Origin of the sequence: Paraburkholderia sediminicola (assembly GCF_046027355.1) — a bacterium.
Classification (GTDB): Bacteria; Pseudomonadota; Gammaproteobacteria; order Burkholderiales; family Burkholderiaceae; genus Paraburkholderia; species Paraburkholderia sediminicola_B.
The window spans coordinates 76105-94050 of record NZ_JAQQEK010000031.1 but is presented as its reverse complement, the minus strand read 5'-3'; the positions used below and the strand labels follow the sequence as shown (position 1 = coordinate 94050).

At 64.6% G+C, this 17946-nt stretch carries 17 protein-coding genes; 4 read left to right on the top strand and 13 right to left on the bottom strand.

What is annotated here, in order from left to right; genetic code table 11:
• The 3 genes from PQR42_RS36120 to mprF form a co-directional block, all read right to left on the bottom strand.
• On the bottom strand, positions 1-408 hold a 408-nt coding region (locus PQR42_RS36120; protein ID WP_408384169.1), incomplete at its 3' end, for a pyridoxal-phosphate dependent enzyme.
• 642 nt (positions 409-1050) lie between these two features.
• Positions 1051-2313 (bottom strand): virulence factor family protein, encoded by a 1263-nt coding sequence (locus tag PQR42_RS36115; RefSeq protein WP_408384171.1) that lies wholly within the window; start codon positions 2311-2313, stop codon positions 1051-1053.
• Positions 2310-4862 (bottom strand): bifunctional lysylphosphatidylglycerol flippase/synthetase MprF, encoded by a 2553-nt coding sequence (gene mprF, locus PQR42_RS36110; RefSeq protein ID WP_408221008.1) that lies wholly within the window; start codon positions 4860-4862, stop codon positions 2310-2312. Before mprF ends, PQR42_RS36115 begins: the two co-directional genes overlap by 4 nt.
• Before the next feature lie 490 nt (positions 4863-5352).
• On the opposite strand from mprF, the gene PQR42_RS36105 reads away from it, so the two are divergent.
• Positions 5353-5490 (top strand): hypothetical protein, encoded by a 138-nt coding sequence (locus tag PQR42_RS36105; protein ID WP_408384173.1) that lies wholly within the window; start codon positions 5353-5355, stop codon positions 5488-5490.
• 298 nt (positions 5491-5788) lie between these two features.
• Here PQR42_RS36105 and PQR42_RS36100 read toward each other — a convergent pair whose 3' ends face one another.
• Positions 5789-5938 carry a hypothetical protein gene (locus tag PQR42_RS36100; protein WP_408220973.1) on the bottom strand — a complete coding sequence of 50 codons (150 nt, stop codon included), beginning with the start codon at positions 5936-5938 and terminating at the stop codon, positions 5789-5791.
• 228 nt (positions 5939-6166) lie between these two features.
• Here PQR42_RS36100 and PQR42_RS36095 point away from each other — a divergent pair, with 228 nt between their 5' ends.
• Complete coding sequence (locus tag PQR42_RS36095) at positions 6167-7564, top strand: MFS transporter (protein WP_408384175.1); 1398 nt, start codon at positions 6167-6169, stop codon at positions 7562-7564.
• A gap of 10 nt (positions 7565-7574) precedes the next feature.
• Here PQR42_RS36095 and PQR42_RS36090 read toward each other — a convergent pair whose 3' ends face one another.
• The 5 genes from PQR42_RS36090 to PQR42_RS36070 all read right to left on the bottom strand — a co-directional run bounded on the left by PQR42_RS36090 (position 7575) and on the right by PQR42_RS36070 (position 12731).
• The gene (locus PQR42_RS36090; protein WP_408220977.1) at positions 7575-8069 is read right to left on the bottom strand and encodes a DUF421 domain-containing protein; all 495 of its coding nucleotides are present in this window, start codon (positions 8067-8069) and stop codon (positions 7575-7577) included.
• A gap of 32 nt (positions 8070-8101) precedes the next feature.
• A complete protein-coding gene (locus PQR42_RS36085; protein WP_408220979.1) occupies positions 8102-8758 on the bottom strand; it encodes a glycosyltransferase family 2 protein in 657 nt (218 codons plus the stop codon).
• Positions 8755-9360 (bottom strand): class I SAM-dependent methyltransferase, encoded by a 606-nt coding sequence (locus PQR42_RS36080; RefSeq protein ID WP_408384177.1) that lies wholly within the window; start codon positions 9358-9360, stop codon positions 8755-8757. The genes PQR42_RS36085 and PQR42_RS36080 overlap by 4 nt, the downstream gene beginning before the upstream one ends.
• A 25-nt stretch (positions 9361-9385) precedes the next feature.
• A complete protein-coding gene (locus PQR42_RS36075) occupies positions 9386-10564 on the bottom strand; it encodes an acyl-CoA dehydrogenase family protein (protein ID WP_408384179.1) in 1179 nt (392 codons plus the stop codon).
• Between the two features lie 196 nt (positions 10565-10760).
• The gene (locus PQR42_RS36070; RefSeq protein ID WP_408220985.1) at positions 10761-12731 is read right to left on the bottom strand and encodes a PAS domain-containing hybrid sensor histidine kinase/response regulator; all 1971 of its coding nucleotides are present in this window, start codon (positions 12729-12731) and stop codon (positions 10761-10763) included.
• A gap of 192 nt (positions 12732-12923) precedes the next feature.
• Here PQR42_RS36070 and PQR42_RS36065 point away from each other — a divergent pair, with 192 nt between their 5' ends.
• Positions 12924-13160: a hypothetical protein gene (locus tag PQR42_RS36065; protein WP_408220987.1), complete on the top strand. Its 237-nt coding sequence runs from the start codon at positions 12924-12926 to the stop codon at positions 13158-13160.
• Positions 13161-13243: 83 nt separating this feature from the next.
• Here the strand turns inward: PQR42_RS36065 and PQR42_RS36060 are convergent, their stop codons facing one another.
• The gene (locus tag PQR42_RS36060; protein ID WP_408384180.1) at positions 13244-14293 is read right to left on the bottom strand and encodes an NAD(P)/FAD-dependent oxidoreductase; all 1050 of its coding nucleotides are present in this window, start codon (positions 14291-14293) and stop codon (positions 13244-13246) included.
• Between the two features lie 239 nt (positions 14294-14532).
• Here PQR42_RS36060 and PQR42_RS36055 point away from each other — a divergent pair, with 239 nt between their 5' ends.
• Positions 14533-14970: a carboxymuconolactone decarboxylase family protein gene (locus tag PQR42_RS36055; RefSeq protein ID WP_408220991.1), complete on the top strand. Its 438-nt coding sequence runs from the start codon at positions 14533-14535 to the stop codon at positions 14968-14970.
• A 12-nt stretch (positions 14971-14982) separates the two neighbouring features.
• On the opposite strand, the gene PQR42_RS36050 is transcribed toward PQR42_RS36055, so the two are convergent.
• From PQR42_RS36050 to PQR42_RS36040, 3 genes are all read right to left on the bottom strand, one after another.
• A complete protein-coding gene (locus PQR42_RS36050) occupies positions 14983-16557 on the bottom strand; it encodes a methyl-accepting chemotaxis protein (protein WP_408495075.1) in 1575 nt (524 codons plus the stop codon).
• Between the two features lie 379 nt (positions 16558-16936).
• On the bottom strand, positions 16937-17503 hold the full coding sequence (locus PQR42_RS36045) for a LysR substrate-binding domain-containing protein (RefSeq protein ID WP_408495073.1): 567 nt from the start codon (positions 17501-17503) through the stop codon (positions 16937-16939).
• Positions 17400-17798: a LysR family transcriptional regulator gene (locus PQR42_RS36040; RefSeq protein ID WP_408495071.1), complete on the bottom strand. Its 399-nt coding sequence runs from the start codon at positions 17796-17798 to the stop codon at positions 17400-17402. The genes PQR42_RS36045 and PQR42_RS36040 overlap by 104 nt, the downstream gene beginning before the upstream one ends.
• Between the last annotated feature and the right edge of the window lie 148 nt (positions 17799-17946).

The window sequence follows — 17946 nt, the reverse complement described above, 5'->3', positions numbered from 1 at the left end:
TTCGACGGTCGGGCCGCCGTGCGCGCGCACCGCATCGACCTTGACCTGCGGAGTCGTCACCGGCACGACGATGATCGCCTTCACACCCATGCGCGCCGCCGACAGCGCCACGCCCTGCGCATGATTACCCGCCGACGCCGTAATCACCCCACGTTCCAACGCCTCAGAAGGAATATGCGCCATCTTGTTGTACGCGCCGCGCACCTTGAACGAGAACACCGGCTGGTTGTCCTCGCGCTTCAGATAAACCGGGTTGCGCAGACGGGCCGACAGATTCGGCGCGCGTTCGAGTTCGGTTTCGCGGGCCACGTCGTAGACGCGTGCGGTCAGGGTTTTTTTCAGGTAGTCGTGACGAAGCGCGACGCTATCGGCGGCTTCAGCGGCCTGTTTGAGTTGGTGTAACGACAAGGCAAGCTCCTGTGCGGCAAGGACGAATCAGCAGAGAGTTCACCAGGAGGCGGGCTGCAAGCGGACATAAAAAAACCCGCCTCGTGGGGCGGGTTATGTGTCACTGCTATCAGACGCGCGCTAACCCACCATTCGATGAATGATGCTAATAATCAGCGCAATACGGATGTCGAGGCAGTTCATGTGTTCGATCTTCGTTGACTTGAGGCGCTTTGTCAATCCCTGTCGATTGCAATACGCGCCGCGGTGTGCTCTCTGCCTGGCTGCGAAAGCCGTTCGACGCCGTGCTTACGGGCTGTAATGCACAGCATCGCAGACCATAGGCTCACCATCGCGATGACCTCAACGCCGTAGAGCCTGCGCGACGCGCAAACCGCGATCTGCCACAGCGGGCGAACGCCGCGCATTCAACTCACGCTCGCGCAGAAACCGGTCGATCTGCGTCATCGCCACATCGCGCGCGGTCTGTGAAAAGAACGCGTGGTCGATCTTGACCGACCAGTTTCACGTCGATGTTCTTCAGCTTGCCCAGGCAATTACCACGGGATCCGAAATAAATTTCCAGCGCGTCCAATCCTTCGTCGAGTGAACCATACATCAGCGTAGTCTGGACGCCCTTGCGCTCCAAGCTACGCATGAGTATCAACGCACGCCGCTCTGCTTCCTGAAAGCGCTGAGAATGCGCTTTTCGAGCGAATCGTAATCGCCGCCGAAGTGGTGATCGCCCGAAGTGCGAATCACCTCGACGCCGGTTTTGGTCAGCGCCGGACACAAGGTGTCCTTCTCGTTCTCGCCGTAGAAGCACTGCACGATGGCCGGCGGCACGCGCGTCAATTCCGGCTGGACCTTCAACGCCTTGTCGCTGGCCGGCATGCCGAGCCAGCCGCCCACGCGAATCTGAAAATCGGCATCCGGCGCGAAGCCGAGCAACGCGATCAGCGACACCTTCGCGCGCAGCGTTTCCGGCAGACGGTTATAGGCGAACGGCATCACGTCCGCGCCGAACGAATAGCCGACGAGCGCGATATGCTGCGCGTTCCAGCGTGCCCCATAGGTCTGCATCACGCGCGCGAGGTCGCGGCTCGTTTGCGCGGGCGGCTTTTCGCTCCAGAAATAGCGCAGGCTGTCCCAGCCGATCACGGAGACGCCGTCTTTCTGCAACGCCTGGGCGATTGTCTTGTCGAGATCGCGCCAGCCGCCGTCGCCGGATATCACGATCGCCATGAGGCCGTTCGGATGCGCGGCCGGCAATTCGATGAGCGGCAGATCGGAGACGTCGTCGGCGCTCGTCGACACCGCCTGCAAATGCGGCTTGACCAACGCGACGAGGCGTGTGCGATCGGCGTTACCCGTCGCCGCCTTTTCGACGAAGCCCGGCACCTTGTCGCGGATAATTGTCGGGTCCGGCGGGCAAGGCTGAAAGCGTGGATCGAGCACGTGCTCGGCGTCCACCGCGACCGCGCCGGCAATCGTATTCGACGGCGCCTGTTCGAGCACGTGCATGGCGAGCGTCGCGCCCTGTCCGGTACCCGCGACGATCGGCGCGAAATAATGGCTCGATTGCGATTGCCGTTCGAGTTGATGGCTCAACGCTTCCGCATCGCCCACCAGTTGATGGCAGGCCTCTTTCTTCGCAACCAGATTGGCGGCATAGCGGGCGGTGTCGACGCCGACGGTCAACGCGCCGGCCTTGGCGAGCGCGTCGGCGCTTTGCTGGTCCGCCGCGCTCCAGCCGCTCGCTTGCGAGTACAGCACCACGAAGCCGCGCAACGGGCCGGCCGGCTGCGTCACCGTGACGTCGCCATAACGGCCGCCGGGCACAGTGGTGGTCGCGGCGTGCGCGAGCGCGCCGCCGGTCACGAGGCTCGCCGCCACGGCGAGCTTGAACAACGAATGCAATGTCATGAACGCCGGCCTCCTGCCAGCAATGACAGGTCCGCGAGCGTGAAGAACACGCCCACCGAACCCGACGCCGCGAGATAGCGCGGCTCCCAATGCGGCTGGAACTTGCTCTTGAAAGCACGCAGTCCGCGGAAGTTATAGAAACGGCCGCCAAAACGCCACACGATGCCGGCGAACCGATGCCAGCGCGAAGCGAGCGGCGTGGGCTGCATGCCGGAGAGCGGCGCGATGCCGAGGCTGAGCGAGCGGAAACCCGCCTGCTTCAGATGCAGCGCCAGTTGCGTGAACAGATACTCCATTGCATACGGCGACGCGCTTTCCACATGACGCATCACGCCAACCGTCGCCTCGGTATTCATGTCGGTCGTCATGAAGGTGACGAACGCGGCCGGCTCACCGTTCTGGCGCACCAGCATCACCGATTGGGCGGCGAGATACTCGTCCGTGAAGGCGGCCACCGAGAAGCTCTTTTCTCGCGCGTCGCGGCTGTCGAGCCAGCCGTCGGAAATCTCGCGCAGCGTGTCGAGCGACGCGGGCACGTTCGCCTGATCGATCACTTCGACGGTGAAGCCATCACGCTCGCCGCGCTTGAGTGCATAGCGAAGATGCGCGCGATGCGAGCCCTTCAGGTCGAAATCGTCGAGCACGACGTGCGCTTCCTCGCCGAGCTTCATCAGCGTGAGACCGGCGTCGAGATAAAGCGGCAACGCGTTGGCGCGCACCTGATAGAACGCCGCGCGGCCGCCGTGCGTATGCGCGAGCGCGACGAACTTGCTGATCAGGCCGGCCCACTCTTCGCGCGGACCCACCGGATCGTGCAAAGCGGCCCACGTACGGCCGTATTTCGCGTACATCAGGAAAGCCTTGCGCGACTCGGAGAACAGAAAACTCTTGTCGCCCATCAGCGCGAGACCGGCGTCGCTGCGTTCCTGCGCACGCACGATACGCGCCGCGTCGTGCAGATCTTCCGGCGCCGGTTTGACGAAGCGCCCCGGCGCGGGACGCAGCAATTGCCAGAACGAGAACGTCGCGGCGAACAGGCTCGCGGCCAGCGTCGCGCGCAACGCACGCGGCGCACGTTCGTCGAAGGCGAATTGCCACCACAGGTCGCGCGTGTACGGCACGTCGCGGAAAGCAAACAGCATCACCCACGTGGCCAGCATCAGCACCATCGCGACCGACACCAGCCAGCCCGCCGTAAAGCGCTCCGCGAACAGCGACGAATGCCGGTTGAAACGCCGGCGCGTGGACAGCAGCAACACGACCAGCATGCCGAGCACCCCGGCTTCCACGAACGCCAGACCTTTGGTCAGCGACAACGCGAGACTCAGCACCGCCAGCAGAAGCGTCATCCACCATGCGGCGTCCAGCCGCCGCAGCAAACCACGGGCGACGAACAGCAGCAGCACGCCGAGCACGCTGCAGAGCATCTGCGAACTTTCGAGCACCCACAGCGGCAGCACATCGCGCAACATGTGAATGCGTTGCCAGAACGCGGGCGTCGCGCTGGAAATCACCAGCATGCCGCCGACCACGAACGTGACGAGACTAAGGAACAGCGGCGCAAGCTTCGACGCCGCAGCGGCGTGTTGCAGCGGCAAACGGCTTTTCAGCGCGCGGCCTTCGAAACCGGCGAGCAGCGCGGCCGAGACGATCAACGGGACACCGAAGTAAATCGCGCGATACGCGAGCAAGGCGGCGACCATCTGATGCGTTTGCACGCTGCCGTTCAGCGTGAACACCATCGCCGCTTCGAACACGCCGACGCCGCCGGGCGTGTGGCCGATCATGCCGAGCAGCATGGCCGCGGCGTAGACCGTGATGAAGGTCACGAAGCTCACGTCCGCATGCGGCAGCAGCGCCCACAAGGCGAGGCCGGCGGCCACCACGTCGAGCACCGCGAGCGCTACTTGCGCCAGCAGGTCGCGGCGCGCGGGAATATCGAACGAGAGCCAATGCAAGCGCGTGCGCAGCGGGCGCGTTTCATTGCGGCATGCGGCGGCCGTCAATCCGAGTACGACGAGCAGCGCCATGCCAATCCAACGCAGCGTGACGGGTTCGAGATGCAGCATCGGCGCGAGCGTGCCGGCCACGCCGACCATGCCGAGCGCCGTCATCAGCACCAGTGCGAGCGCGAGCGACACGCTCGTGAACACCGTCATGCGGCCGATCTGCGCGGGCGTGACGCTCGCCACGCCGTAGACGCGCGCGCGCACGGCGCCGCCCGTGAGCGCGCCGAAGCCAGTGGCATTGCCGAGTGCCGAGCCGGCGGTCGCGCCGATCCACAACGCCACACGCGGCACGACCGCGCCGAGATAGCGCAAACCAACGGCGTCGCGGCCGACCAGCGCCACATAGCTGAGCGCGGTGGCGCCGAGCGCGGCGGTCCACTCGCCGGCCGTCAGTTGACGCAACTGACGCATCACCGAGCGATAGTCGACTGCTTGCGAGAGGTGTTGCAAAACGACCAGCAGCAGCGCGCCAATCACGAGCGCGAGCACAGGCGAGAGAAATCCCCTGCTGCAAAGCGTTTTCGATGCACGGTCGAACATCGCGCCTAGCCGGTCGAATTTATAGTTATATCGATGGAACATGGTCAATGCAGGGCCTTGCGTGGAGCTGTCGCGTCGGATTGTCCGTTGCGGCGTCGCCGGTTATTGGCGATTACAAATGGATAACGGCACAGGGGTGAAAAGGTTGACAGCGTCAGCTGTATCGAGGGGTTTAACCTGGGCCCGGCCATTGAGTCTGAATGCGCTGCGCTGCGCAACACAGCGGTACGCGTAAATAAAACGGTCGAAATTGCCGATTGGGCCGCGATAAGGCGCGCCTGGTTGTCGACAGGGGGCTGAAGTTTAAACGCTATTCGTGCACTGCGAATGAAGATTCGACGTTGCGTCGATTGTGTGCGCATGCCATGTCGCTCGAAGCGTTGAATCGCAGCATCAAGATTTTCTCTTCGCGTGCCGTAATCGAGAGCAATAGCTCAGTGAAACGCGGCGCACTTGCCGGGTGAAGTTCGGTAATCGAAGGAGAATGAAAATGGCGGAACAGGATTGGATGATGGCAGGCGTGTATATGGTCGGGCTGGTGTCGATGGCACTGTTGATGAGCGCACTGGCCACGCGAGCGACCATGGAGCGCAAGGCCGTGAGGGTGTCGAGCCGCGCCCGCGACTAACTCAAGCCATGATGTACGGGGGTCGTTGCCGTACGAGTTCGGAAACACGAGCGGCGTCACAAAAGACGCTCACACGGCGCGAATTGCGCGCGTGCCGCCGCTGCAAAGAAACTTGAATGATGAGACCAGATCGCACAGCGCTCGCTGCACGTGCCTGCAGGCCGCTGTTGAAATCGCGGCCTGACGGGCATGAATGACGCAGAAATGATGCTAAGCGGTGGCGCCGTGCGCACGACGGGCCCGGCGCATGTCTGCGCCCTGCTCTATCGGTCAGCGCGTGCGGCGCGCGGCTTTTGTCTTACTCCGGACGGCGATGCGCTTCCGCGATCACGGCACAGTTTTGCAGGTGCAGGTTCAGTGCATGCAGTGCCAAGGCGCGCAGCTTGCCGAAGAAGGTGTTGTTGGCGGCGGTAGCGCGGACGGCGGAAGCGTTGGATGCGGTGTTCATGGCGGACTCCTATATAGGGTTTATACCTAGGCAATAACCCGATTATAGCCCTCTCCTGCCGCACTGCAACAAATATCAATAAAGCCGTGGACCTGTTGCACGACGGTCACATGCGCAATCACCCGGTCTTAAAAAGGGTGGCATCGGACCCTGCGCTGTTAACAATCCGCACCGTACAGGTGCAATAATGGCCCCTTTGCCCGCGACCGTTCGCCGCAGCCCGCCTTCATGACCGCCGTCCAGAAAGCCCTGATTGCGCCCCTTATCGTCGCGTGCGCGATGTTCATGGAAAGCGTCGACGCGAACGTGATCGTCACCGCGCTACCGGCCATGGCGCGCGACTTCGGGCGCGATCCGGTCACGCTGAAAATCGCGGTGACGAGCTACGTGCTGGGCCTCGGCGTGTTCATTCCCGTGTGCGGATGGCTCGCCGACCGGTTCGGCGCGCGCACGATCTTCCGCACGGCGATCGGCATCTTCGTGACGGGCTCGCTGCTGTGCGCCGCGTCGAATTCCTTGGCCACCTTCACGCTCGCGCGCTTCGTGCAAGGCGTGGGCGGCGCGATGATGGTGCCGGTCGGGCGGATCATCATCTTCCGCGTGGTGCACAAGTCCGACTTCATCCGCGCGATGAACTACCTGAGCGTTCCCGCGATGCTCGGCCCCGCCGCGGGACCGCTGCTCGGCGGCTTCATCACGACTTATCTGCACTGGCGGCTGATTTTTTTCATCAACGTGCCGATCGGCATCCTCGGCATCTATCTGACCAACAAGCACATCGCCAACACGCGCGAACCGGACCCGGGTCCCCTCGACTGGATCGGCTTTTTTCTGTCGGCCGCGGGTGCGGTACTGCTTTTGCTCGGGCTGTCGCTGGTCGGCGGCGAACTGATTTCCAATCGCGACGCGTTCGGCATGTGCGCGTGCGGCGCGGTTCTGCTCGCGGCCTATGTCGCCTACGCGCAGCGCGTCCCGCTGCCGCTGCTCGACTTGCGCTTTTTCAAGGTGCCGACGTTCCAGGCGAGCGTGCTCGGCGGTTCGTTGTTTCGGATCGGTCTGGGCGCACTGCCGTTCCTGTTGCCGCTGATGCTGCAGGAAGGCCACGGCATGAGCGCGTTCGAATCCGGCCTGATCACGTGCGCGTCCGCGTTCGGCGGCATGTTCATGCGCACGGTCGCCTCGAGCGTGCTGCACCGCTTCGGCTTCCGTTCGGTGCTGGTGGTCAACGCCGCGTTGTCGGGGCTCTCGATTGCGGCCTGCGGACTATTTTTCCCCGGCACGCCGACGTGGATCATCTGGCTGGTCGTGTTGCTCGGCGGCTTCTTCCCCGCGCTGCAGTTCACGAGTCTGAACTCGCTCACTTACGCGGAAATCGCCAGTCGCGACGTGGGCCGCGCCACGAGTCTCGGCAGCGTCGTGCAGCAGATGTCGCTCGGCCTCGGCGTGACGATCGGCGGTATCGTGTTGCAGATCTCGCGCGTGCTGCATGGGCATCCGGGCATCACATGGTCGGATTTCTGGCCGGCGTTTCTGGTGGTCGGGCTGTGCTCGTTCGCGTCGATTCCGGTCACGCTGCGCATGCCGCACGGCGCCGGCGAGGAAATCTCGCGCGGCGGCCGGGGCTGAGCGGTTCGCCTCAAGCCTTCTTGCGGATCACGCTCACTTCGCCGTTGCGTTCGAGAATCGCCGCGGCCACGTTATCCATCGAACGTGAGCCGGTTTTCTGCCGCACGCTTTCCTGAACGTCGGTTCGGCTAATGAGCGCGGCATCCATCTCGCGCGCGTTGAACGCGCCGTTGCTGAACACCTCGCGTTCGACACCGCCCACCAGCCGCTCCAGCGCACGCGAGCGCATGCATACCCACGCCAGCGCCCGGTGGCAGATGACGATCACGAATGACGCCGCGACCGTAGCGATAAACGGCGACGCGCCGACGATGGCCCGGCTCAACGTCGCGCCGAGCAGAATCACCACCACCGAATCGAACGGCGAGCGTTGTCCGAACGAGCGCCGGCCCGAGATGCGGATCAGCACCAGCGCGACCAGAAACACCACGATCGCGCGCATGCCCATCTGCAGCGGATCGAGCATCCTGCCTTGACCGAATAGCAGCAAGATCGCTTCCATCATGTCGCCCTCCTGTTACCGCGGACGGCGCCCTCTTACCCGGCCGCCGCCCACGCCACGAGCGTATCGCCGAAGCCGCCGCGAGCGCGAGCCGCTGCGCGCGCGCTCGTGATCACGCGCGGCGCCGCGCTCCACGCGATGCGCGCGCCGATCGTGATCAGCCGATCAACCAGCGCGACATCCTCGCTGCACTTGAGCGGCGGAAAACCACCCGCGCGCCGGTAAGCGTCGGCCGACACGCCGAGATTCGCACCATGAACGTGACGATGACCGTCGGCATCCACGTAAGTCTTGCGGAAGTATTCGCGCACGCTGTGCGGGTGCGCGGTCCAGTCGTCGACGGCAATCGAACCGCACACCGCGTCCGCATCCAGCGACAACTGCGCGACCAGCCAGCCCGACGACACGCGGCTGTCGGCGTCGGTGAACGCGAGCCAGCGCGCGCCGTCCGCCAGCAGGAAGTCCGCGCCCGTCGCGCGCGCGATGCCGACATTGCGCGCTTTCAGCGTCAGCGTCTCGACGCCGTAGGCGCGCGCGATCGCGCCGGTGAAGTCGTCGCAAGCGTCGAGCACGACCACGATGCGCACCGTTTCTCCCGCCAGGTCCTCGTGGCGCGAGGCGGCGATCAGGGCCGCGAGGCAAGGCGCCAGCAACGCCTCTTCGTTATGTGCCGGAACGATCACGCCGATCATAGGAGCCCCTCGCGTTGCGCGACCGACCGGGCGTCGCGCGACCAGACGTCGATCAGCAGATCGGCTTCATCGTGATGTGCAAGGCGCGTGAGGCCGCAGCGCGCATCGAACAGCGCATGCGCGGCGTCGGCGGATTCGAGCGCTTCGGCAAAGGGCCTGCGCCAATGGCAGGCGAGTAGCGTGCCGTCTGTAGTGAGCGAGGCGGCGATCCGTGAAGCCAGCGTTTCGAGCTCCGCGGAATCGAGGTAGTACGCAAATTCGCTGATCACGATCAGATCGAACGGCCCCGCTTCGGTCGGCCACTCGAGTGGCACCGTGCGCTGTTCGACACGGACGTGAGCCGCGCCGGCAACGCGCTCGCGCGCAAGTTGCACCGCGCGCTCGTGCAGATCCGCGGCGAGCAGCGTATCGCAACGCTTCGCCAGCTCAGCGGTCAGTTCGCCGTTCGCGCAGCCGGGTTCGAACGCGCTCCGGTAACGCGGACGCGGCAGCAAGGCGAGCGTGAGCGAGCGCTTGCGGCTCTCGTACCAGCCTTCGCGTAGTTTCCAGGGATCGTCGCTCTGCTGGTAGAGCTCGTCGAAGTAAGTGGCTGGAGAACTCATGTCAACGGCCCTCCGGTGCATGGCGTCAGAGCGTCCACGGGGAACCTCTGCCAGCAGAATCATGACGACAGTCGGCGGAACCTGCCGCCGCGCTCAGTTCACCGAGCGCCGCAAGATCGCGCTCCGCGTGGCTCTGCCGCAGGAACACCGGCAGATCCGCCAGCGCACGCGCGAAGCGCGCGTTGCGGCACAGCGGCCCGGCACCGAGCGTACGCGTCGCGTGATTCATCACGGCGGTCGCGGCCTCTTCGACCACGAGGCGCGCGCGCATCGTCTCGCGTTGCGAGTCAGCCAACGGATTGGCGTCGATGTGCGCGGCGGTCTCGCGCAATACGGCGGCCGCGCCGGCCAATGCCACCTCGACCGCACCGAGATGGGCGAGCCGATGTGGATCCGCGCGCTGCGTGCACGCGTCGCTCAGCATCCGGCCGATCTGCGCGGCGGCCCCATACCAGCACGCGGCGATACCGGCGCCGCCGTGCCAGAAGCCTGGCCGCCGCACATAGGAATGCGCGCCGCCCACCAGCGTCGCCGATGCCTGGTCGAAGGTCACGTCAGCGCTTGCCGTGGCCCGCATGCCGACCGCTTGCCACTTCGACGAATCGATCGAGATAGTTGGCTGATCCATCGCGACGGCCGCCAGCACCGGCTCATCGTCCAGCCATGCGGTAACGAGCGCATGCGTGACGACACCCGCGCCCGAGCACCAGGCTTTCGTGCCGGCGAGACGAAGATCCTCGCCATCGCTTCGGATTCCTACTTTGAGCGCCTGCACGCGCGCATCGGGCGGCTCGGCGGCCCAGACACCCCAACGGCTTCCCGCAGGCGGCGTGAGTCCCTGCAATTCGGCGACGATTGCGAGCGCATCCGTGTGGCCCTCGAACAGCTTGACAAGTCCGAGATCGCACGCGGCCACCGCTGCGAGAGCGCGCCAGCGCGAGAGCGTCTCGCCGTGTCCCGGCAAGGGCACAAAAGGCGCGCGGTCATACCCGTGTTCGACCAGCGCGCGCAACACGTCGCCGAGCGCGGCGGGGTCGTTGGGATCGAAACGCGTGTCACGCAGAAAATTTTCAAGCGACCCGGCAGGATCCGCCTCCTTCCGTGCCCTACTCGCCGCTGCATGGGAATCGCGAGACGCGGTCATGCCGGAGCTTTGCGGCGGCCGCGCATTGACGCCGGCCGCACGATCACGCGTATCGAGCATCGTGCCTCCCTGAAGCTGTTCGATCGAGTGCCGGCGGACACTCAAGGGCCGCCGCGCACAAAAGAAGCTCAGCAAGCGGCGTGCCTCAGGCGCCGGACGCCGGGACACGGAACGATTTTCTTCGGAATGAGAAATGCCGATGCACGCCAGCCATCACACTGCTCGGGTATGAAGGAAGCGTGCGTTGCGCGAACAGCTAGCCGGGACCGTGCCCGCTACGCCGCGCTTCCGCCTCGGCCAACAAAGCATCGAACAGATGGAGTTCCACCGGCTTCACGAGATGCGCATGAAAACCGGCGTCGCGGGTGCGCTCGCGATCGCTCGCGTGGCCGAAGCCGGTCATGGCGGCGTACAGGGTATGGGCCAGCTCGGGCATCGCGCGCAGCGCCGCGATGGTCGCGTAGCCGTCCATCTTCGGCATCGCAATGTCGATCACGGCGAGGTGGGGCGCGAAGCGCGGCGCGACCTGAACGGCCTGCTCGCCCTCGTAGGCGATGCGCACCTCGTGGCCTTTGAGCTCGAGCAGCATCGCGAGACTGTCGGCCGAATCGCGATTGTCATCGACCAGCAGAATGCGCAGTGGCGCGACTTCGGTGTTGGCCGCGTTCGCCTCATCGCCCGTTGCTTCGGAGGGCGCGGCGGCCAGCGGCAGACTCAGCGTGAAGGTGCTGCCGCAGCCCGGCCCTTCGCTGCTCGCGATAATGCTGCCGCCATGCATCTCGACGAGCGACTTGCACAACGTGAGGCCGATGCCGAGACCGCCCTCGCCGGCATTCTGTCCGTCCTTCTCCTGAGCGAACAGCTCGAAGATCTTGTCGAGCGAGCGCACAGGAATGCCGCATCCGGCATCGCGCACTTCGAGCACGGCCATGTGGTAATCGATACGCGCCAGTACGTCGATGGCACTGCCCACCGGCGAGAATTTTGCCGCGTTGTGCAAAAGGTTCTGCAACACCTGCACGAGGCGCGTCATGTCGCCGCGCACGATCACCGGATCGTCCGGCATATGCTGCACGACCCGCTGCTCGTGCGCGTCCGTAAACGGCCGGGCGGCCTCGATCGCACGCGCCATCACCTCGGCCAGATCGACACGTCCAAGGCGCAGCTCGACCTTGTTCGACATGATCCGGCCGACGTCGAGCAGATCGTCGACGAGGCGCGTGAGGTGCGTGACCTGGCGATCGATCAAATCGCGCGAACGCGCCATCGTGGGACTGACGCCGGTTTCGAGTTGCATCACACCGATCGCATTGCGTACCGGCGCGAGCGGATTGCGCAATTCATGAGCGAGGGTGGCGAGAAACTGGCGCATGCGTTCGCCCGAACGCTGCAGTTCCTCGCGCTGACGCCGCTCGGTCAGATCGCGCGTGACCTTGGCGAAGCCGCGCAGCCGGTTCGTTTCGTCATGCACCGCGGTGATGACGACGTTGGCCCAGAAGGTCGTGCCGTCCTTACGCACGCGCCAGCCTTCGTCCTCGACGTGTCCGATCTGCCGGGCGATTGCCAGTTCGCGCGCGGGCTTGCCTGCCGCCGCTTCCTCAGGCACGTAGAAAACCGAGAAATGCTGGCCGACGATTTCCTCGCGTGTATAGCCTTTGATGCGCGCGGCGCCGGCGTTCCAGCTCACCACGTAGCCTTGCGGATCGAGCATGAAGATCGCGTAGTCCTTGACGCAGTCGACCAGCAAACGGAACCGCTCCTCGCTTTGCCGCAGCGCTTCCAGATACTCGCGTTGCGCGGTGAGATCGCGCGTGATCTTGGCGAAGCCGGTCAGAATGCCCGCGTCATTGCGGATCGACGTAATCACGACGTTCGACCAGAACGTCGTGCCGTCCTTGCGGACCCGCCAGCCTTCGTCCTCGAAGCGGCCGGTCAGCGACGCCTGTTGCAGTTCGTAGGCGGGCCAGCCGCGCGCCACGGCTTCCTCCGCATAGAAGCATGAAAAGTGCTGGCCGATGATCTCGTCCGTGTAACCCGTCAGCTTCTGTGCCCCGGCATTCCAGCTAACGATCCGCCCGGTCGCGTCGAGCAGGAAGATCGCATAGTCTTCGATCGCCTGCACCAGCGTCCAGTAGTCGACGTCGACAGCCGCACTCGGGCGGGCCGTGGCCGGGACCTTGGCAGGCTTGCCGTTTTCGCCGGCGGAGGGGACATCAAGCTGTTTCATGGTGATCCGGAATAAGGGCTACGCCCAAAAGCATACACCGCCAGTCACCGTCCGCTTTGCCTATGGTTTTACCTGAGGTCCCCGCGAAAGGTCCGGCGCCGTCTGCCGCGTCGACAAAAGCGCGAGTGGAATCGCCGGGCCCCGCAATTGCTACTCGCTGATCGCACACTCATCAGAAACCAGGAGCCGCAATTGAAACAAGCATTCACCACTCTCGCCCTCGCCGCAGCGCTGGCACTCACCCACACCGCCGCGCAAGCAGAAGGCTGTACGAAAGGCGCGGTCGTGGGCGGCGTCGCCGGCCACGTTGCGGGTGACCACGGCGTAGCGGGCGCGGCCGCCGGCTGCGCGGTCGGTCACCACGAGGCCAAGAAGAAAGACAAAGAGGCCAGCGCCGCCGCGGCCGCGAGTCAACCCGCCGGGAAATAGGCGGCAGGTAGAAAAGAGCCGGTAGTGATCTGTGAATCACCACCGGCTCAATCAATCAGGAACTCGATATCTCCGCAACATAGTCACCCGGCAGCGCTGACCTTTTCCGCCAGCTTCGCGTCGTAACTGGAATGCACGTGCACGCGCTTTTTGTCCGGATAGGCGTACGAGTACGCGCGGCGCAATGCCAGCGATGCCTCATGAAAACCCGACAGAATCAGCTTCTGCTTATTCGGATAGTTGGCGATATCGCCAACCGCGAAGATGCCGGGCCGCGAGCTCTCGTAGTTCGATGTTTCGACATCCACGCGCCCACCATGAATCGACAGCCCCCATTGCGCGATCGGCCCGAGATCGGCGACGAGTCCGTACAACGCGACGAGATGCTCGGCCGCGAGTTGCGTCTCGCCCTCGATATGTCGCAACGTGATCGACTTCAATGCGTCGCCTTCGACGTTGAGCCCCGCGATCGCGCCGACGACGAAGTCCATCTCGCCCGCCTCGACCGCGCGCCGCATCGACTCGACACTCGAATCGGCCGCGCTGAAACCGCTGCGCCGATGCACCAGCGTCACCCGGCGCGCGACCTTGCGCAGCGCCAGCGCCCAGTCGAGCGCGGAATCGCCGCCGCCCGCCACGACCACCGTCTTGTCGGCGAAGTCGGCAAGACGTGGCACGCTGTAGTGCACGTGGCGCGACTCCAGCGGCACGGCTTCGGCCAGCGTCAGCTTTTGCGGCACGAATGCGCCATTGCCGGCGGCCAACAGGATCGCCGCGACGTCGAACACGAGGCCGCGATCGGTACGTACTGTCCAGCGCCCGTCGCCCCCCTGCTCGACCGACTCGACCCGTTGCTCGAGATGAATGGGCGGATCGAACGGCTTGCATTGCGCCAGCAGGCGCTCGACCAGTTCGCGCGCGGTGCATGATGAAATAGCGGGAATATCGTAGATCGGCTTGTCCGGATAGAGCTCGATGCATTGGCCGCCGACCTTGTCGAGCCCGTCGACGATCTGGCAGGACAGGCCGATCACGCCCGCCTCGAAAGCGGCGAAAAGCCCCACGGGGCCGGCGCCGACGATCAGGACGTCGGTGCGGATCGGCGGCGGTTGGTGGTCTGTGGCGGAAGTCATGCGCGATCTCTTCGGATGGGTAGATGGAGGGATAACCCACCATACCGAATCGCCCGATGCGCGGCAACGATGCCATTACCATCGGTAAGGACGCTCGGCATGCTGCGCGTGTTCGCCGTTACCGAGTCGAAGTGGTTACCTGAAAATAGCCAAAATCGGTCATTTCCCAAAACCAGTCATGGGCCTAACCTTCACTCATCGCATCACGGAATGCGTTCAACCCAACTCAGGAGTGAATCATGGAACAACGTCTCGACTTCTACAAAGCCAACCCCGCTGCGATCAAGGCCATGATCGGCGTTGAAGAACGCATCGGCAAATCGGCCCTGGAAAAATCGCTGACCGAACTGGTTCGGCTGCGCGCCTCGCAGATCAACGGCTGCGCATACTGCGTGGACATGCACACCACCGACGCGCGCAAGGGCGGCGAAACCGACCGGCGTCTCGCGACCGTCGTGGTCTGGCGCGAAACGCCGTTCTTCACGGACCGCGAACGCGCCGCGCTCGAATGGACCGAAGCGCTGACGCTGGTGTCGCAAGACCATGTCCCCGACGCGGTCTGGGAAGCGGTGCGCCCGCACTTCGGCGATGAAGAACTGGTCGATCTGACGCTGCTGGTCTCCGCGATCAATGCATGGAACCGCTTCGCGATTTCGTTCCGCAAGTTGCCTGCCTGAATCCACTGAGGTTCAGAAAACTACCTCGCGCTGCGCCGCATCGCTCGCGACTTTGAAGGCCGCGGTCAATTCGCTCAATTGCCGCGCCTGATCCGCGAGCGAGTTCGCGGTCGCCGCGCTCTCCTCGACCAGCGCCGCGTTGTGTTGCGTGACCTCGTCCATCTGCGTGACGGCGAGGCTCACCTGTTTGATGCCCTCGCTCTGCTCTTTCGACGCCGCCGCGATCTCGCCGACAATGCGCGCCACGCGCCCGATCGCGGCTTCGATTTCCTGCATCGTCTCGCCTGCCTCGTTGACGAGCCCCGCGCCGCTCTCGACGCGCGAGGTCGACTCCGCGATCAGCGAGCCGATCTCCTTCGCGGCAGCCGCCGAACGCTGCGCGAGACTGCGCACCTCGCCCGCCACCACCGCGAAACCGCGCCCTTCCTCACCCGCGCGCGCCGCTTCGACGGCCGCGTTCAGCGCGAGAATATTGGTCTGAAACGCAATGCCTTCGATCGCGGTAATGATGCCGGTCATTTTCGACGAACCCGCGTGAATCACGCGCATCGTCTCGACCATGCTGCCGACCGACGTGCGCCCGCGCCCGGCCATCTCGGAGGCACGCGACGCCAGCTCGCTCGCGTGATGCGCGTTCTCGGCATTCAACTGCACGGTCGACGTGAGCTGCTCCATCGCCGCCGCGGTTTCTTCGAGCGACGCGGCCTGTTCCTCGGTGCGTTGCGACAGATCGAGGTTGCCGGCGGCGATCTGCTGCGTCGACGACGCGATCGAATGCGAGCCGGCCCGCACGGTGGTGACAGTGGCGCCGAGTTTGTCCTGCATCGACGCGACGCCGCGCAAGAGTGTCGCCATTTCGTCGTTCGAACGAATCGGCACGTGGGTCGTCAGTTCGCCGGCGGCGATCGCGTCGAACTGGCGCAACGCGTCGTTCAGCGGCGCCATGATCGCGCGGCGCAACGTGCGCCAACTGATGAAGGCGACGGTCAATCCCACCAGAATGCTGCCGATGCACGCATACAGCAGCGTATGAAATAGCGTGGCCGAGCGCTCGCTCGCATCGCTCGCCTGCTGGTTCAGATAGTCCTCCAGCGCGCCCTGGCTCGCGTTCATCGCTGTGTAAAGGCCGATCAGACGGTTCGCGCGGCTTTCGTCCATCCAGCTCGCGTCGCCGGTGTGGATCGCCTCGATCAGTTTGTCGATGCCGTCGCGGCGCACGGCGGTGCGCTTCGTGTCGAGGTCGTCGGTGAGGCGCTGCAGTTCGGGCGTTTTCGGCAGATCGCGAAAGCTGTTCCACCATTTATCCGAATCGCCGAGCAGCATGCGCGCACGCTCGAGTTGCGCGTTCAGTTGCGGCGAGTGCGGATTGCTCATCGCCCAGTCGAGTCCGAAACGCGCGCGCGACATGGCCGTGCCCGACTTGCCGAGCGCGACGACCGAGGCGAAATGGACCGTGTAGGCATCGCGCTGCGCCTCGTTGCTTTCGTTCATGCCGAGAATGCCGAGCACGCCGGTGGCGATCAGCAGCACGCCGAGAAACGCGATGGTGATCGCGATCCGTAGATTGATGGTCAGGTTCTTGGTCATCGTGGTTTTTATTGCTCTGGCTGGTTTGGCGCTCTGGCTTATGACGTGCGGCCCCCGCGCACGTGAACGATTAAACGTTCCTTATATGGAACAATGAACCGTATATGGAAAGTATAGCGATTCGCTTCTGGCGAAGAAATAAAAATTGGCGGGCGCGGTAAACGCGCAACAGGCCGTGGTGTGCCTGTTCCGCCGATGGGCGGCGCCACCCGGCTTGAATAGATTCAATTGACGGACCGCCAAACAACGACACGCCGCTGCGGTTTATTCTGGAATCCTAGCTATATGGCACGCACCGCACAGATTCTCCATGCCGATGCGCAAGCCGTCGCCGGCACGTCAATTCGTGGCGTCGATCCCGACACCGCACGCCTGGCCGCTATTCCCCGATCCACGACCCACGCAGGTCACTGTCGTGCAGCAATTGCAGCAGCGTGCCCGCCGGCCGGCTGAGCCGCTTCGCCGCCAGAGCGATGAATTCCACTGACGGCAGCGTCGGCAGACTCGCCATGTTCAGGGGCGCCGCGAGACCCCGCGCGGCCAGATATTGCGGACGAACCGTAATGCCGAGGCCGCCGCGCGCGGCCGCGATGCAACCGGCGTGACTGCTGCTCGTGCACACCAACTGCCACCTGAAGCCCGCCTCGGCGAGCGCGTCGAGCACCACGGCCCGCGTCACGCTCGGTTCGGCGACGAGAATCAGCGGCAACGGCTGGCTCAGATCGACCAGCGTGCCGGCGCGCGCCAGCCACTCCAGCCGCCCGGTGAAGAGCGGCACGCCGCGCCGGTCGCCGAGGCGCCGCTTGCCGACCAGCAGATCGATCGCGCCGGCTTCGAGCAACTCATACAGCTTGCCCGTCATGCCGATGGTGATTTTCCAGTTCGACGTCCGGATGCGCGTCGCGAAACGCGGCCAGCACGGTGGGTAATGGGCCGAGCGCGACATCGTCCGAGGAACCGAGCCGCACGCGGCCTTTCAGACGCGGCGCGCGAAATTGCGACTCGGCCCGCGCGAGCGCCTGCAGAATCACACTGGCGTGCGCGAGCATGGCTTCGCCGTCCGGCGTCATCGCGAGCGAATGGGTGTCGCGCACGAAGAGGCGCCGCCCCACGCTCTCTTCGAGCCGCCGGATGTGTTCGCTGACGCTCGATTGCGTCAGGTCGAGCCGCCGCCCCGCCTCGGTGAAGCTGTGGCAGGCCGCGACGGTCGAAAAGGTCTTGAGCCAGATGGGATTGAGCATGGGGCATTGTCGCGCTGCTCATCGGCAAAGTCGATAACAGTCAGCGTCCCTAGTGGGGTTCCCGATTGACGAGGATGTCAATATGATGACGGAATTGCCCCCGCTGAATGCTCGGAGCCGGGGCGGCCGCCCATGCCGCCGCCCCGCT

Bases quoted from the DNA above. Each gene is read 5' to 3' on its own strand.
- PQR42_RS36115 (WP_408384171.1), bottom strand. From the start codon at position 2,313: ATGACATTGCATTCGTTGTTCAAGCTCGCCGTGGCGGCGAGCCTCGTG.
- mprF (WP_408221008.1), bottom strand. From the start codon at position 4,862: ATGTTCGACCGTGCATCGAAAACGCTTTGCAGCAGGGGATTTCTCTCG.
- PQR42_RS36105 (WP_408384173.1), top strand. From the start codon at position 5,353: ATGGCGGAACAGGATTGGATGATGGCAGGCGTGTATATGGTCGGGCTG.
- PQR42_RS36100 (WP_408220973.1), bottom strand. From the start codon at position 5,938: ATGAACACCGCATCCAACGCTTCCGCCGTCCGCGCTACCGCCGCCAAC.
- PQR42_RS36095 (WP_408384175.1), top strand. From the start codon at position 6,167: ATGACCGCCGTCCAGAAAGCCCTGATTGCGCCCCTTATCGTCGCGTGC.
- PQR42_RS36090 (WP_408220977.1), bottom strand. From the start codon at position 8,069: ATGATGGAAGCGATCTTGCTGCTATTCGGTCAAGGCAGGATGCTCGAT.
- PQR42_RS36085 (WP_408220979.1), bottom strand. From the start codon at position 8,758: ATGATCGGCGTGATCGTTCCGGCACATAACGAAGAGGCGTTGCTGGCG.
- PQR42_RS36080 (WP_408384177.1), bottom strand. From the start codon at position 9,360: ATGAGTTCTCCAGCCACTTACTTCGACGAGCTCTACCAGCAGAGCGAC.
- PQR42_RS36075 (WP_408384179.1), bottom strand. From the start codon at position 10,564: ATGCTCGATACGCGTGATCGTGCGGCCGGCGTCAATGCGCGGCCGCCG.
- PQR42_RS36070 (WP_408220985.1), bottom strand. From the start codon at position 12,731: ATGAAACAGCTTGATGTCCCCTCCGCCGGCGAAAACGGCAAGCCTGCC.
- PQR42_RS36060 (WP_408384180.1), bottom strand. From the start codon at position 14,293: ATGACTTCCGCCACAGACCACCAACCGCCGCCGATCCGCACCGACGTC.
- PQR42_RS36055 (WP_408220991.1), top strand. From the start codon at position 14,533: ATGGAACAACGTCTCGACTTCTACAAAGCCAACCCCGCTGCGATCAAG.
- PQR42_RS36050 (WP_408495075.1), bottom strand. From the start codon at position 16,557: ATGACCAAGAACCTGACCATCAATCTACGGATCGCGATCACCATCGCG.
- PQR42_RS36045 (WP_408495073.1), bottom strand. From the start codon at position 17,503: ATGTCGCGCTCGGCCCATTACCCACCGTGCTGGCCGCGTTTCGCGACG.
- PQR42_RS36040 (WP_408495071.1), bottom strand. From the start codon at position 17,798: ATGCTCAATCCCATCTGGCTCAAGACCTTTTCGACCGTCGCGGCCTGC.